Source organism: Sphaerisporangium sp. B11E5 (assembly GCF_039871875.1).
Taxonomy (GTDB): Bacteria; Actinomycetota; Actinomycetes; order Streptosporangiales; family Streptosporangiaceae; genus Sphaerisporangium.
Genome location: NZ_JBDPMD010000021.1, coordinates 107,901 through 122,696, shown reverse-complemented (window position 1 = coordinate 122,696; position 14,796 = coordinate 107,901). Strand labels below are relative to the sequence as shown.

Genomic DNA, 14,796 nt, shown 5'->3' with positions numbered 1-14,796 from the left:
GTGCGGTCCCCGGACACGGTGCGGTCCCCGGACACGGTGCGGTCCCCGGACACGGTGCGGTCCCCGGACACGGTGCGGTCCCCGGACACGGTGCGGTCCCCGGACACGGTGCGGTCCCCGGACACGGGGCGGTCCCCGGACACGGTGGCGGACGGATCATGTTTACACGGCTCGGTATCCGTGTGGGAGTTGTCGATCTCGCTGCCACTCCCGACCGTTGGGCTGGTCATGCCCTATGCCTGTGATCGGTTGTGTTCAGGTTGTCGCGCGGCTGGTCGCGTTGGTGCCGGTGGGGTGGGGCCGCAGTGGGTGTCGGTGAGGGCTTCGGTGTGTTGCTGGTGGGGACGTGTGTGGGGCTGTGGATGGGGCGCGGTTGGGGGTGCTGGCGGTGGGGATTTCGGTGGTCGTGAGGTGAGGGATATGTCGGTTGTTGGGGGTCGTGTCGGCTTCGGGGTGGGGCGGTGGGCGGCGATTTTGTGGGTGGGGGTGCGCTGATCGGCCGGGGGGTGGGGGGTTATCCACAGAACGGGGTTCGGGGCGGAATCGGGGGTGTGGATCGCGCGAGCATGGCCGCGTTCGCCGTGCCGGACGGAGGGGCCGTCCGGGCGGGTAGCGCTTCAAGGAGGGCACATGCGTCGGTGGGTCTGTTCGCAGGGGCGGCACGCTGCGGGGGCGGGGGCGGAGAACGTTCTCGCTGTGCGGCGGGGGAGGAAGGCGTACGGGAAGGCGCTCGTCCGGGTTGTGGCCGGTGGGTGCCGGAGGGCTCGCGGGAAGGTGCGGGCCGTGTGGGGACGGCTGGAGGTGTCGGGGCGGGGGGTGCTGGTGATGGCGCGGACTCGTGGGGAGGCGGGGATGTCCACGGCCGAGTACGCCGTGGGGACGATCGCCGCCTGCGCGTTCGCGGGGTTGCTCTACAAGATCGTCACGAGCCCTGAGGTCCGCAAGATGCTGACCGAGATCCTTGGCCGGGCTCTCCGGCTCGCCGGATGAACGGGGGACGGGCTCCAGGCCGGTGTGACCGGCTCTTCCGGCTCCCACGTGCCCGAGGCGGGGGGAGCCGGGCAGAGGAGGAGGGGTCGGTCACGGCTGAGATGGCCGTAGGGCTGCCGACACTGGCGCTGGTGCTCGGTGGGGCGCTGTGGGCCGTGGCGGTCGTGGGCGTCCAACTGGAGTGCGTGGACGCGGCACGTACGGGGGCCAGAGCTGCCGCCCGGGGCGAGTCGTTGGACGCGGTGCGCCGGATGGCTGGGCTTGCCGCTCCTGCGGGGGCGGTCGTGTCGGTGACCCGGGACGCCGAGCTGAGCCGCGTCACGATCTCAGCCACCGTACGGCCGGTCAAAGCGGCTCTCCTTCCCGGCATCGTCATCAGGGCCGACGCCACCGCGGCCACGGAGCCGGGCGCTGAGGAGACGGGTCCATGAGTTTCATGTGTGCAGAAGGCGGCTTCGTGAGCTGCCGGCGTCTACGGCGCCGCCCTGTCGAGATGGGATCCGCGGCGAACGGGCTGGTCTCGTGCGTGGTGCTGGGTGCGGGGGTCTCGATCATGAGAGTCGCCGTCATGAGATTCATGTGTTCAAGGGGACCCGCCAGATGTCCGACTTCACGGCGAGACGGTGTCGAGAAGGGATCAGGGACGGTCTGGCTGGTCTCCTTGATGGCGCTCATCTGGCTCGTCGCCGGAGCTTCGGTGGCGGCGGGGGCGATCCGGGTGGCGCGGCACCGTGCTGAGACCGCCGCCGACCTCAGTGCCCTCGCCGGTGCCGTCCATGCCCTGGCCGCCCCCGCCTACGCCTGCCGCCGAGCCGCTTCTGTCGCCACCGCCAACCATGCCGGCCTGGCCCGCTGCACCGTCCACACCGGCGTCATCCACGTCCGGGTGGCCGTGACGGCTTCCGTCCCTCTCCTGGGCCGCCGCTCTTTGACCGCCGAAGCCCGCGCCGGGCCTCGCTGAGATCACGGCGTGCTCCGCCCCATGAGGCTCGCCGTCCTGGCCTGCAGCCGTCGGGGCGTACGACGGGAGCCGCATCGGCCGTGCGACTGCTTGGCGTCGTCTTGCACGTGGGCGCGGGGACGCGGGGATGCGGGGATGCGGGGATGCGGGGATGCGAGATCGAGGGGACGCGGAGACGTGAGGTCGCGGGGACGCGGGGACGTGAGGTCGCGGGGACGTGAGGTCGCGAGGTCGCGGGGGCGTGAGGTCGCGAGGTCGCGGGGACGCGGGGAGGCGAGGTCGCGGGGAGGCGAGGTCGCGAGGTCGCGGGGACGTGAGGTCGCGAGGTCGCGGAGACGCGGGGAAGCGAGGTCGCGGGGACGCGGGGACGCGGGGAGGCGAGGTCGCGAGGTCGCGAGGTCGCGAGGTCGCGGGGACGTGAGGTCGCGGGGACGTGAGGTCGCGGGGACGTGAGGTCAGGAGGTCGCGAGGTCAGGAGGTCAGGAGGATTTGCAGGAGGTGGTGGGAGCCCTGTTTGTCCAGGGGGTCGTTGCTGTTGCCGCATTTGGGGCTTTGGATGCAGCTTGGGCAGCCTGCTTGGCATTCGCAGGAGTGGATGGCTTGCTGGGTGGCGGTCAGCCAGGCGTGGGCTTTGGTGTAGGCGCGTTCGGCGAAGCCGGCGCCGCCTTCGTGGCCGTCGTAGACGAAGACGGTCAGGAGGCCGGTGTCGGGGTGGCGTTCGGTGCTCACGCCGCCTATGTCCCAGCGGTCGCAGGTGGCGAACAGGGGGAGGAGGCCTATCGAGGCGTGTTCGGCGGCGTGGGCGGAGCCGGGGAGGTCGTGGCCGGCGGCCAGCAGGGGGGTCAGGGCCTCGTCGGGGAGGGTCCACCAGACGGCGCGGGTGTTCAGGGTGCGTGGGGGGAGGTCCAGGGGCTCTTCGCCCAGGACTTCGCCGGTCTGCTGGCGGCGTTTCAGGAACGAGACGACTTGGCGGGTCACCTCCACGGTGCCGAAGTGGAGTTCGCCGGGGCCGAAGGGGCGGGAGCGCAGGCTTTCCAGGACGCTGATGTCGGTGACGTCCCGGGCGAAGGTGACGTAGTCGGGGGTGGCGGCGGAGACCAGGGCTACGCCGGCCTCCAGGTCGAGGGTGTCGACCACGTAGGTGTCGCCCTGGTGCAGGTGGACGGCGCCGGTGTGGACGGCGGTGTGGGCGGAGGGCTCGTCCACGGTGCCGAGCAGGCGGCCGGTGGGGGCTTCCACGATCTGGACGGGGGCGGCGCCGGAGCCGCGGATGTCGGCGAGGTCGGCGGCGCGTTCGCGGCGGGTCCAGAACCAGCCCTGCGCGCGGCGGCGCAGCATCGCGCGGCCGACCAGGTCGTCGAGGACCTCGGGGGCGGACGGGCCGAAGATCGGCAGGTCGGCCTCGGTCAGAGGGATCTCCGCGGCGGCGGCGCACAGGTGGGGGCCGAGGACGTAGGGGTTGTCGGGGTCCAGGACGATGGCCTCCACGGGGCGGCCGAAGAGCGCCTCGGGGTGGTGCACGAGGTAGGTGTCCAGCGGGTCGTCCCGGGCGATCAGCACCGCGAGGGCGTCCTGGCCGTCACGCCCGGCCCGGCCGGCCTGCTGCCACAAGGACGCCCGGGTGCCGGGCCAGCCGGCGATCAGCACGGCGTCCAGGCCGGACACGTCGATGCCGAGCTCCAGGGCGTTGGTGGTCGCCAGGCCCATCACGTCGCCGTCGCGCAGCGCCTTCTCCAGCCGCCGCCGGTCCTCGGCGAGGTACCCGGCCCGGTACGCGGCCACCTGGGCGGGCAGTTCCGGCGAAACCTCCTCCAGGTTGCCCCGGGCGATCAGCGACACGGTCTCGGCCGCCCGGCGGGACCGGACGAACGCCAGGGTCCGCACGCCGTCCACCACGAGATCGGACAGCAGGTCGGCGGTCTCCGCCGTCGCCGTCCGCCGCACCGGCGCGCCCCGCTCGCCGCGCAGATCCGTCAGAGGCGGCTCCCAGAGCGCGAAGGTGGTGGAACCCCGGGGAGAGGCGTCCGTGGTCACCTCGGCCGTCTCAAGGCCCGTCAGGCGCATCGCCGCGGCCGCGGGGTCGCTCACCGTGGCCGACACGAGCACGAACACCGGGCGGGAGCCGTATTTCGCGCAGACGCGGCGCAGCCGCCGCAGGATCTGCGCCACGTGCGAGCCGAACACCCCCCGGTACCCGTGGCACTCGTCCACCACAACGATCTTGAGCCGCCGCCAGAACGACGTCCACGCCGAATGCCGGGGAAGGATGGACCTGTGCAGCATGTCGGGGTTGGTGAGCACATAGTTGGCGTTGCGCCGCACCCACTGCCGTTCCTCGGCCGGTGTGTCGCCGTCGTAGGTCGCCGCCCGCACCTGCGCGAGCTTCAGCTCCCGCACCGCGCGCAACTGGTCCGCCGCGAGCGCCTTGGTGGGGGTCAGGTACAGGACGCCGCCCCCCGTGAGGATCTCCGAGACGGCCGGCACCAGGTAGGCCAACGATTTTCCCGACGCGGTGCCCGTGGAGATGATCACGTTTTGGCCACGGTGGACGAGGTCGGCCGCCGCCGCCTGATGTTCCCAGAGCCCGTCCACGCCCAGGTTTCGCAGACGGCTGACAAGCAACTCGCCCATCCATTCCGGCCAGCATGCATCGCTTGCCTGACGTGCGGGAACGTGTTCAACATGGGTGACACGCTCCCGGCGTGCGGGCACGGCGAGCAGCCGGCCGAGCAGCGGCTCGGCCCGGCGTGAGGCTGATGTAGTCGCAGTCACTGGTTTCCAGTTTGGCATCTTGGGGGAGAGTCGCCCGGAGTCGTGATTTCGTATAGACACGAAGGCGGGGCGTGGTTGAATGCCGCGCGTCAGGGTATTGCGCGCTGGGGCTTGGGGTCCCAGCATGTCAGACCCCTCGTCGTGGACTCAGCAGGCAAGGCGCTGGAGGATCTGTGGATCTGAAGTTGGACCACCACACCGAAGACCGACTCACCATCGTGGAAGTCGAGGGTGAGATCGACGTCTATACCGCGCCGAGGCTGCGTGAGCTGCTGATCGACCTCGTGAACAAGGGCAACTTCCACCTCCTGGTCAACATGGAGAAGGTTGACTTCCTTGATTCCACCGGACTCGGTGTGCTGGTCGGCGGGCTCAAGCGCGTTCGGGCGCACGACGGCTCCCTGGAGCTCGTCTGCACTCAGGAACGCATCCTGAAGATCTTCCGGATCACCGGGTTGACCAAGGTCTTCGGGATTTACGCCTCGGTCGAAGAGGCCAAGGAAGCTCACGGCCGAGACAAGTAGTCATGGCCACCGTCGAGCTGACGTTCAGTGCCCTGCCGGCGCACGTCCGCACGGCGCGCTTGGTCGCCACGGCCATCGCGCGCCGCACGGGTGTGGCCGAGGCGCTGCTGGACGAGGTGCGGCTCGCCGTCGGAGAGGCCTGCTCGCGGGCAGTGGAGGCTCACCGCGTCCACTGCCCGGGTGAGCCGATCCGCATCGAGCTGTGCGACGATTCCGGCCGTTTCGAGGTCACGGTGACCGACTCGGCACCGAGCGACGACCTCGAGCAGGCTTACCAGGACGATGACGACCCGCCCACCCCGGTCAACGGCACGGCGCTCGCCAGCCTTCTGCCGGCCGACACGTTGATGTCCGGCTTCGGCATCGCGGTCATCGCCGCCCTGGCGGACGACGTCGAGGTGTACCCGAGTGCCAAGGGGTTGCGGATCCGCATGAGCTGGCCCGCCGCCACCGGCCTCCCGGCCGCCTGACCCGGGTCCCGGCCCCGCAGCAGTCTCCCGCGAGCCGACGGCTGGTTTCGCCGTGCCCGGGATTGCGGCCGGACTTCCGTTCCAGCGCACCACCCGGTCCCTGTGGACCGGGTGTTTCGGTATGGCCACAGGTCTTTCGGACACCATTTTTTGGCAATACAGTCTTGGCCGTAACATGGAGGTCGCTCCGACCGGAGTGGGGAAAACCACGTTGTTGCAGGGCAAAGCCTCACGGCCTACTGGACGGGTTCCTGATTGGCCGGGGGTAGAGGCTTCATATCTGGCTGATGCCTGCGTAGACTCCCCGCACCGGCCAAGGTTTTGTCCCCGCAGATCGACGGCGCCCTGCGGGAGGTCTGCGGACGTTACCGGAAGCGGCACTGCCAATCCAGCTCGGATGCGCGCCGCCCCCCGACTCGATTTCGCAGCGCGGTCCGAGCTCGGACCTACCCGTCAGGCCGAGGAGGACGGATGTCTGGGCTTTATCTAGCCGCTGACGACGCCGCAGCGGTTTCCCTGAGCGGTTCCCACCTCACCATCGTGATCGTGGTCGCCGCGGTGGCGCTTCTCGCGCTCGCCGTAGCCGGTGGCCTCGTACGCGAGGTGCTGAGTGCCGGTCAGGGAACTGAACGCATGCAGAACATCTCGCGTGCCGTACAGGAAGGCGCTGCGGCGTATCTGACGCGGCAATTCCGCACGCTTGCCATATTCGTGGTACTCATCCCTTTCTTGCTGTTCCTACTGCCGGCTGAGTCGACCGGCGTGGCCATCGGCCGTTCTGTGTTCTTCGTGGTCGGCGCCGCGTTCTCCGCGCTGACCGGTTTCATGGGCATGTGGCTCGCCGTGCGAGGCAACGTGCGTGTGGCCGCCGCCGCCCGTGAGCAGGGGGAAAAGGTCGCCATGCGGATCGCGTTCCGCACCGGCGGCGTGGCCGGCATGTTCACCGTCGGCCTCGGCCTGCTCGGCGCGGCCATCGTGGTGCTCGCCTACAAGGGCGACGCCCCGAGCGTCCTTGAGGGCTTCGGTTTCGGTGCGGCGCTGCTGGCGATGTTCATGCGTGTCGGCGGCGGCATCTTCACCAAGGCGGCCGACGTGGGCGCCGACCTGGTCGGCAAGGTCGAGCAGGGCATCCCCGAGGACGACCCCCGCAACGCCGCCACGATCGCCGACAACGTGGGCGACAATGTGGGCGACTGCGCGGGCATGGCGGCCGACCTGTTCGAGTCGTACGCCGTCATGCTGGTCGCCAGCCTCATCCTGGGCAAGGTGGCCTTCGGCACCGAGGGCCTGGTGTTCCCGCTGATCGTCCCGATGATCGGTGTCGTCACCGCCGTCATCGGCATCTTCGCCACCGCGCCCCGCAGCGGCGACCGCAACGGCATGGCCGCCATCAACCGCGGCTTCTTCCTCTCGGCGATCATCTCGGCCGTCCTCGTGGCGGTCGCGGCGTTCGCCTACCTGCCGGGCTCCTTCGCCGAGCTGACCGGCGTCAGCACCGCCATCGCCGGTCTCGACTCCGACCCCCGCCTCATCGCGATCGGCGCGGTGCTGGTCGGTCTGGTGCTGGCCAGCGCCATCCAGGTGCTCACCGGCTACTTCACCGAGACCAACCGCCGTCCCGTGAGGGAGATCGGCGAGAGTTCGCTCACCGGCCCGGCGACGGTCATCCTGTCCGGCATCTCGGTCGGCCTGGAGTCCGCGGTGTACTCGGCGCTGCTCATCGGCGGCGCGGTCTACGGCGCGTTCCTGCTGGGCTTCGGCAACGTGACCGTGGCGCTGTTCGCGGTGGCGCTGGCCGGCACCGGCCTGCTCACCACGGTCGGCGTGATCGTCTCGATGGACACCTTCGGGCCGGTCTCCGACAACGCGCAGGGCATCGCCGAGATGTCCGGCGACGTCGAGGGCGAGGGTGCCCGCATCCTCACCTCGCTGGACGCGGTGGGCAACACCACCAAGGCGATCACCAAGGGCATCGCGATCGCGACCGCCGTGCTCGCGGCGACGGCGCTGTTCGGGGCGTTCCGTACGGCGGTGGAAGGCCAGCTCGCCACGGCGAGCGCGGACGTCAAGGACGCGCTCGGGCAGTTCGCCTCGTTCAGCCTGAGCGTCGACTCGCCGAACGTGCTGGTGGGTCTGATCATCGGCGCCGCGGTGGTGTTCCTGTTCTCCGGGCTGGCGATCAGCGCGGTGGGCCGGGCCGCCGGGCGGGTGGTGTTCGAGGTGCGCGAGCAGTTCCGTACCAAGCCGGGCATCATGGCTGGGTCCGAACTGCCGGACTACGGGCGTGTCGTGGACATCTGCACCCGCGACTCGCTGCGTGAGCTGGCCACCCCCGGTCTGCTGGCCGTCATGACGCCGATCGCGGTGGGCTTCGCGCTCGGGTACGCGCCGCTCGGCGCCTACCTGGCCGGTGCCATCGCGGCGGGCACGCTGATGGCGGTGTTCCTCGCCAACTCCGGTGGCGCGTGGGACAACGCCAAGAAGCTCGTCGAGGACGGCCACCACGGCGGCAAGGGCTCCGAGGCCCACGCGGCCACCGTCATCGGCGACACCGTGGGCGACCCGTTCAAGGACACGGCGGGCCCCGCCATCAACCCGCTGATCAAGGTGATGAACCTGGTCGCGCTGCTCGTCGCCCCGGCGGTCGTGACGTACGCCGACAACGCGGTGCTGCGCATCGGCGTCACCGTGGTGGCGGTCGGCGTCGTCGTGGGCGCCATCGTGGTGTCCAAGCGGCGGTCCACGAGCATCGCGCCCGCCGGTGGCGCCGGTGCCACGCCGATCGAGCCGGAGAAGGTCTCCAGCTAGTCGGGTTTCCTCCGTCCCGGGCGTACGGCTTGTCCACAGGCCGTGCGCCCGGTGGCGTTTCGGGGCTTGTCGTAGGGCATAGTTGGCGGGTGAACACCCTCATCGTCCTGCGTCACGCCAAGGCCGCGCACGTTCCCGGCCTCGCCGACCGGCAACGCCCGCTGACCGACCGGGGCGAGCGGGACGCGGGCCGGGCCGGGGAGGCGTTGAAGGCCCTCGGGCTTTCTCCTGATCTCGTGTTGTGCTCCCCGTCCGAGCGCACCCGCCGGACGGCCGAGCTGACCCTCGCGACGCTCGCCCCCGACGCGCCGGTCCAGATCGAGACCGACATCTACGAGGCCTACCCCGACGAGCTGGTGGAGCTGATCCGCCGCACCGGCGACGAGGTCTCGACTCTGCTCCTGGTCGGCCACAATCCCGGTGCCCTGGAACTGGTCGTCAACCTCACCCTGGCCCGCGACCTGGACAAGTTCCCACCCGGCGCCTACGCCGTCATCGAGACCACTGAGGCGTGGACGGACCTCGGTCCCGGCGACGGCCGGCTGGCTCACCGCTGGAACCCGAAGGACTGACCGGGTCAGAGGGTCTGGGCGTCTTCGGCGTCGGCGGCGACGATCTCGTCGCGGGAGATGCCGAGGAGGTACAGGATGGCGTCCAGGTAGGGGACGTTGACGGCGGTGTCGGCGGCCTGGCGGAGGACCGGTTTGGCGTTGAAGGCTATGCCCAGGCCGGCGGCGGTGATCATGTCCAGGTCGTTGGCGCCGTCGCCTATGGCCACTGTCTGGCTGATGGGGATGCCGGCCTGCTTGGCGAAGCGTTCCAAGGCACGGGCCTTGCCGGGGCGGTCGACGATCTCGCCGATGACGCGGCCGGTCAGTTTGCCGTCCACGACTTCCAGGGTGTTGGCGGCGGAGTAGTCGATGCCCAGGTCGGCCACCAGGGTGTCGGTGATCTGGGTGAAGCCGCCGCTGACGATGGCGAAGCGGTAGTCCAGCCGTTTCAGGGTGCGGACCAGGGTGCGGGCGCCGGGGGTGAGCACCACGTCGGCGCGTACGCGGTCGAAGACCTCCTCGGGGAGGCCTTCCAGCAGCGCCACCCGTTCGCGTAGCGACGCGGCGAAGTCGAGCTCGCCGCGCATGGCGGCGGTGGTGATCTTCTCGACCTCGTCCATGCAGCCCGCGTGCGCGGCGAGCATCTCGACCACTTCACCCTGGATGAGGGTCGAGTCGACGTCCATGACGATGAGCCGCTTGGCTCGCCGGTGCAGGCCGGAGCGCTGCACCGCGACGTCCACCTCCTGGAGCACCGCCTCGGCCGCCAGGGCGGTGCGCAGCGAGTCGGGCTCGGCGCCGGAGATGGCCATCTCGATGCAGGTGACCGGCTCGTGGGCCAGGCGTTCGATGCGGTCGATGTTGGCGCCCGCCGCCGCGATGCGGCCCGCGATGCCCGCCATGGCGGCGGGTTGCAGGGGCTCGCCGAGGACGGTGACGTGCAGGCGGCCGCGGCGGCGCTTCTCCTTGGCGTCGGTGCCGGTGGACAGCTCGACCTCCATGCCGAGGTCGTCCGCCAGCCGCTCCACCGCGGTCCACAGGGCGCCGATGGTGCCGCCGGTGCCGGTCGGGGGGCCGCCGGCGTACGCGACGAGCACCCCGAGGGTGAGCCTGCCGCGGATCACGACCTGTTCGACGTCGGCGACGACCACGGGGAACGCCGCCAGCACGGAGAAGAGCCGCGACGTCACCCCAGGCCGGTCGGGGCCGTTCAGTGTGATCAAAAGCGTTCGCTGCTTCATCACCGGACAACGCTACCGACCGCTCAGAGTGAGCGTGCACGCGGTTCACCATACGGACGGCGGATGGCCATCTCCGCATGTCTTCATGGGGCCAGAGGAGGAGGGCATGCCATGACCCAGCTCATTCCCGGCGGTGTCCGCAGTGCTTCGGACATCGGTGGCGATCAGGGCGTCCTGACCGACGCGCGCGGCCGGTACACGGTGGCGCTGGCCAGGAACGCCGCCGAGATGCGGGAGGCGCAGCGCCTGCGCCACCAGGTGTTCGCCGAGGAGATGGGGGCGCGCCTCGACTCCCCGATCACCGGCCTTGACGTCGATCCGCTGGACTCCTACTGCGACCACCTGCTGGTGCGGCACGGCGACATGGTGGTGGGGACGTACCGGCTGCTGGCTCCCGGCCGGTGCGACCGGTTGTACTCGGACGGTGAGTTCGACCTGTCGGCGCTGGCCGGCATCCGGTCGAACATGGTCGAAGTGGGACGTACATGCGTGCATCCCGATCACCGTGGCGGGGCGGTGGTCGGGCTCATGTGGGCCGGGATCGCGCGCTACATGGTGGCCGGCGGGTACGGCTGGCTCGGCGGGTGCTGCTCGATCCCCCTGGACGACGGGGGGACGGCCGCCGCCGGGGTGCTCGACAAGATCCCGCTCGGGCCGGAGCAGTATCGGGTGCGGCCGCACCACGAGTGGACGGGACGGGGGGTGCCCCGGCCGGACCGGTTCGTGATCCCGTCGCTGCTGCGGGGGTACCTGCGGCTCGGCTCGTGGATCTGCGGGGCGCCGGCGCACGACCCGGACTTCGGGACGGCGGACTTCTTCGTGCTGCTGTCGCTGGCCGAGGTGGACACGCGGTACCTGCGGCACTTCCTCGGGGTGCCGGAATGAGCGCCTGGACGTGGCTGCCGAGCGGGCCGTGCACGGTGTCGGGCTGCGTGACACCGTCGTCGCGTACGGCCGGGGCGGTGCGGCGGGCGGTGCGGGTGCTCGGGGTGCTGGGGTTGCTGCTCGCGGCGTTGCCGTGGATGGCGGTGGCGCGCCGGCTCGGGGCGGACTCCTTGAGCGCGGCCACCATGGCGCAGGCGCGGATGTTGTTGCGGGTGCTGGGGATACGGGTGCGGGTGCAGGAGGGGTTCACCGTGTTCGGCGGTGCCCGGTCTCCCCGGCCGGCCTCGGTTCCCGGGGACGGGGCGGCGCTGATCGTCGCCAATCATGTGTCGTGGCTGGATCCCTTGGTGGTGGCGGCGGTGGTTCCTTGCCGGGCGCTGGCCAAGAGCGAGATCGCGCGGTGGCCTGTCCTGCGGACACTGGTGGCCGGGAGCGGGGCCGTGTTCATCGACCGGGAGCGGTTGTCGTTGCTCCCTGGGACGGTGCGGCAGGTCGCTGCGGTGTTGCGCGAAGGTCGTTCCGTTGTGGCTTTTCCTGAGGGGACCACGTGGTGCGGGCGAGGCACCGGGGTGTTCCGGCCCGCGGTCTTCCAGGCGGCGGTCGAGGCCGAGGTGCCTGTGCGGCCCGTCACGCTCCGGTACGGCGAGGTGGGGGGCGCGTTGGCCACGGCGCCCGCCTTCGTGGGGGAGGACACCTTGCTGGCCTCCCTGGGGCGGGTGCTCGCGTCACGGGGGCTTGAGGTGGAGGTGACCCTCTTTCCGCTTCTCGCCTACGAGGCGGGGGTGTCGCGGCGTGAACTGGCCGGCATCGCGCGTGCCACGGTGTCGGGCGATCTGCCCCGATCCCATGAGGTGCCGGCGGCCGCTTGACCGCCGTACGGCGGCGCCGGATTCGCCGTACCACGTCCCGCCGCGTCGGCGCCGTCCAGGAACGGCCCGCGGAGGTGGCCCGGGGTGCGGGGGACGGTCGGGGACCGGGACGTCCCGCCACGGGGGCGGGGACGAGGACAGGGATGTCCCGCGACGAGGACGGGACGTCCCGCCACGGGGGCGGGGACGAGGACAGGGATGTCCCGCGACGAGGACGGGACGTCCCGCCACGGGGGCGGGGACGAGGACAGGGATGTCCCGCGACGAGGACGGGGACGTCCCGCCACGGGGGTGAGGGGGCGGGGGGAGTTGTGGTCCGGGGCACGGCGGTGCCGTGCCCCGGGGGTGGGGCCGGGGGATGGTGCCGGCCCCGGGTGGGTCAGCGGATGATCTTGGTCTTCACGCGGAGGTACTTGACGTCCTGGGCGAGGTCGAGCTTCTCGAGCTCTTCCGGGTCGTTGATGTCGACGCCGCCGGGGACGTCCACCGAGAAGGTGCCGAACTCGCCGTAGACGGAGCCCTTGGTGCTGCGCTTGAGCCAGACCTTGATCTTGACGGAGGTGCTCTTGCCCGGGTCGAGGGTGGGGAAGACGCAGAGCAGCTCGCGGCCCTCGAAGTCGCACCAGGTGAAGCGGGACTTGCTGATCACGCGGTACTTGGCGGCGCCCTTGGGCATCAGCGCCAGCAGGCCGGCGAAGTCGGTGGCCCACTCGCCGACGTTCTTGGCCTTCACGGTGTAGGTGTACGAACCGCCGCGGCGCGCGTACTTGTTGTAGAGCACGGTGGTCTTGAGCGGGGACTGGGGGGCGGCGCTCACGTGGCTGACGCTCACCGGCGCCGCGGCGGCGGGGGCCGCCGAGGCGGGCACGGCGAGCGCGGAGCCGGCGAGTGAGCCGGCCACGGTCAGTGCGGCGAGTACGGAGAGGTGCCGTCGCATTGAGTCGACTCCTGAGTGGATGATGGCGTCCCGCGAGTCAGCGGCGCCATTTCGGCGAAGATCGGCGGGAATGGGGCTGCCGATCATATTGATCCGGTTTGATCGGGAATGATCATATGGATATCGCCGAACTCATGCCACAGATATGCATTTCGAATCGCTTCTTCGTAGGAACGTGCCAACAACTCCTCCCCGGCGATGGCCGTGAGCATCAGCAGGTGGCTGGACCGCGGCTCGTGCAGCCCCGTGATCAACCCGTCCACGACCCGCACCCCCTCCTGCGGCGTCACCACCTTGGACGTCCACCCCCGCGCCGCGCGGACCCGCCGCCCGCCGGGCACCACGGCGCTCTCCAGGGCACGCACCACCGTGGTCCCCACCGCGATGACCCGCCCGTCGGCCTGGTTGACCAGCCGCGCCGTCTGCGCGGGCACCGAGAAGCGCTCGGCGTACGGCGGCTCGTCCTTCTCCGGCGAGGCGACCCCGGTGTGCAGGGTCACCGTCGCGATCAGCACGCCCCTGGCGACCAGCCCGGTCACGATCTCAGGGCTGAACGGCCGCCCGGCGCTCGGCATCTCGGCGCTGCCCGGCCGCACCCCGAACACCGTCTGGTACGCCGCGAGCGGCCAGTCCTTCCGCACGTACGAGTACCTGATCGGCTTGCCGTGCTCACGCAGGTAGCCGGCCACGTCCCGGTCCAGCCGGGCCCGCCACAGCCGCGGCGTCTCGCGGCCGAGCAGCCGCAACGTGGCCCCGCCCGGCATGGGCAGCCACTCACCGGACTCGCCCCCGCCGTACGGTGCGGTGGTGTCCCCGGTGCGGCGGCGCAGCTCCACCAGCCACGTGCCGTCCTCGCGTTCGGTGGAGAAGTGCACGGCCAGCCGGTCCAGCGGCACCGCGGCGGGCAGGGTGGCCGAGTCGTTGACGACGAGCAGGTCGCCGGGCCGCAGCAGGTCGGGCAGTTCGGTGAAGTCGTGGTGGGTGATGGTGCCGGTGTCCTTGCCCGACACCATCAGGCGTACGGCGTCGCGGGCCTGGCCGCGTTCCTCGGGCGGCTCGTGCGCCTCGCGCACCGGGGGCAGGTCGAAGGTGATCACCGGGTCACCCGGCCGCTGCGGGGCCGTCCGCGCACCAGGTCCACCAGGAACGCGGCCACCACCTCGGGGTCGTCGGCCCCGGCGGCCTCCTCCTCGCCGACCGCGTCGGCCAGCATGCGGGTGCGCATCTCGCCCGGGTCTACCCACCACACCGCGATGTCCGGCTCCTCGGCGGCGAGCACCTTGGAGAGCTGCTCCAGCGCCGCCTTGGTCGCGCCGTAGCCGCCCCAGCCCTCGTACGCCTCGACGGCCGCGTCCGAGGAGATGTTCACCACCGCGCCCCCGCGTTCGCGCAACCCCCGCAGGGTGGCCTGGATCAGCCCGAGCGGTGCGACGACGTTCTGCCGCAGCGCGTCCTCCAAGGCGTCCAGCGGGTACACGGCCAGGGTGGGCAGCGGTGCGGCGCCGAGCGTGCTCGCGTTGTTCACCAGCAGGTCGAGGCCCCCGAGCTCGTTCACGACCTGCGCGATCCGCGCCCGGTGCCCGGGGTCGGCGACGTCGCCGGCCAGTGCCGTGGCGCCGGTCTCCAGCGCCGCCTTCTCCAGGTCGTCCGCTCCCCGTGCGGTGATGACCAGCCGCCAGCCTTCGGCGGCCAAGGCGCGGGCCAGGGCCAGTCCCAGGCCGCGTGAGGCCCCGGTGACCAGGGCCGTGGGTGTTCGTCCGTCCGTCGATCGCGTCATGGCCTCGACGT

General features: G+C 71.1%; 14 protein-coding genes. 9 read left to right on the top strand and 5 right to left on the bottom strand.

The genetic code is table 11. From position 1 onward, the window contains the following. Nucleotides 1-783: 783 nt before the first annotated feature. The 3 genes from ABGB17_RS20250 to ABGB17_RS20240 all read left to right on the top strand — a co-directional run bounded on the left by ABGB17_RS20250 (nt 784) and on the right by ABGB17_RS20240 (nt 1,951). A complete protein-coding gene (locus tag ABGB17_RS20250) occupies nt 784-990 on the top strand; it encodes a DUF4244 domain-containing protein (protein WP_347631759.1) in 207 nt (68 codons plus the stop codon). Further along, nucleotides 987-1,421 (top strand): TadE family type IV pilus minor pilin, encoded by a 435-nt coding sequence (locus ABGB17_RS20245; RefSeq protein ID WP_347631757.1) that lies wholly within the window; start codon nt 987-989, stop codon nt 1,419-1,421. Before ABGB17_RS20250 ends, ABGB17_RS20245 begins: the two co-directional genes overlap by 4 nt. 137 nt (nt 1,422-1,558) lie before the next feature. Beyond that, a complete protein-coding gene (locus ABGB17_RS20240; RefSeq protein WP_347631755.1) occupies nt 1,559-1,951 on the top strand; it encodes an Rv3654c family TadE-like protein in 393 nt (130 codons plus the stop codon). A 471-nt stretch (nt 1,952-2,422) separates the two neighbouring features. On the opposite strand, the gene ABGB17_RS20235 is transcribed toward ABGB17_RS20240, so the two are convergent. Further along, the gene (locus ABGB17_RS20235) at nt 2,423-4,741 is read right to left on the bottom strand and encodes a DEAD/DEAH box helicase (protein WP_347631752.1); all 2,319 of its coding nucleotides are present in this window, start codon (nt 4,739-4,741) and stop codon (nt 2,423-2,425) included. 155 nt (nt 4,742-4,896) lie between these two features. On the opposite strand from ABGB17_RS20235, the gene ABGB17_RS20230 reads away from it, so the two are divergent. The 4 genes from ABGB17_RS20230 to ABGB17_RS20215 all read left to right on the top strand — a co-directional run bounded on the left by ABGB17_RS20230 (nt 4,897) and on the right by ABGB17_RS20215 (nt 9,097). After that, complete coding sequence (locus ABGB17_RS20230; protein ID WP_114029683.1) at nt 4,897-5,247, top strand: STAS domain-containing protein; 351 nt, start codon at nt 4,897-4,899, stop codon at nt 5,245-5,247. Between the two features lie 2 nt (nt 5,248-5,249). Further along, nucleotides 5,250-5,717, top strand: coding sequence for an ATP-binding protein (locus ABGB17_RS20225; RefSeq protein WP_347631749.1), 468 nt, complete (start codon nt 5,250-5,252; stop codon nt 5,715-5,717). 471 nt (nt 5,718-6,188) lie between these two features. Continuing rightward, nucleotides 6,189-8,525: a sodium-translocating pyrophosphatase gene (locus ABGB17_RS20220; RefSeq protein WP_347631746.1), complete on the top strand. Its 2,337-nt coding sequence runs from the start codon at nt 6,189-6,191 to the stop codon at nt 8,523-8,525. Nucleotides 8,526-8,614: 89 nt separating this feature from the next. Further along, nucleotides 8,615-9,097 (top strand): histidine phosphatase family protein, encoded by a 483-nt coding sequence (locus ABGB17_RS20215; RefSeq protein WP_347631742.1) that lies wholly within the window; start codon nt 8,615-8,617, stop codon nt 9,095-9,097. Between the two features lie 5 nt (nt 9,098-9,102). Here ABGB17_RS20215 and serB read toward each other — a convergent pair whose 3' ends face one another. Further along, nucleotides 9,103-10,317 carry a phosphoserine phosphatase SerB gene (gene serB, locus ABGB17_RS20210; protein WP_347631739.1) on the bottom strand — a complete coding sequence of 405 codons (1,215 nt, stop codon included), beginning with the start codon at nt 10,315-10,317 and terminating at the stop codon, nt 9,103-9,105. A 111-nt stretch (nt 10,318-10,428) separates the two neighbouring features. Between serB and ABGB17_RS20205 the strand changes: the two genes are divergently transcribed. Together ABGB17_RS20205 and ABGB17_RS20200 are read left to right on the top strand one after the other, a co-directional pair. Next, on the top strand, nt 10,429-11,202 hold the full coding sequence (locus tag ABGB17_RS20205; protein WP_347631737.1) for a GNAT family N-acyltransferase: 774 nt from the start codon (nt 10,429-10,431) through the stop codon (nt 11,200-11,202). Then, entirely contained in the window at nt 11,199-12,071 is an 873-nt protein-coding gene (locus tag ABGB17_RS20200) for a lysophospholipid acyltransferase family protein (protein ID WP_347631735.1), read from the top strand. Before ABGB17_RS20205 ends, ABGB17_RS20200 begins: the two co-directional genes overlap by 4 nt. A 379-nt stretch (nt 12,072-12,450) precedes the next feature. Here ABGB17_RS20200 and ABGB17_RS20195 read toward each other — a convergent pair whose 3' ends face one another. The 3 genes from ABGB17_RS20195 to ABGB17_RS20185 form a co-directional block, all read right to left on the bottom strand. Next, nucleotides 12,451-13,008, bottom strand: coding sequence for a hypothetical protein (locus ABGB17_RS20195; RefSeq protein WP_347631733.1), 558 nt, complete (start codon nt 13,006-13,008; stop codon nt 12,451-12,453). Between the two features lie 83 nt (nt 13,009-13,091). Then, a complete protein-coding gene (locus ABGB17_RS20190; RefSeq protein WP_347631731.1) occupies nt 13,092-14,105 on the bottom strand; it encodes an S-adenosylmethionine:tRNA ribosyltransferase-isomerase in 1,014 nt (337 codons plus the stop codon). Beyond that, on the bottom strand, nt 14,102-14,785 hold the full coding sequence (locus ABGB17_RS20185) for an SDR family oxidoreductase (RefSeq protein WP_347631729.1): 684 nt from the start codon (nt 14,783-14,785) through the stop codon (nt 14,102-14,104). The genes ABGB17_RS20190 and ABGB17_RS20185 overlap by 4 nt, the downstream gene beginning before the upstream one ends. Nucleotides 14,786-14,796: the final 11 nt, after the last annotated feature.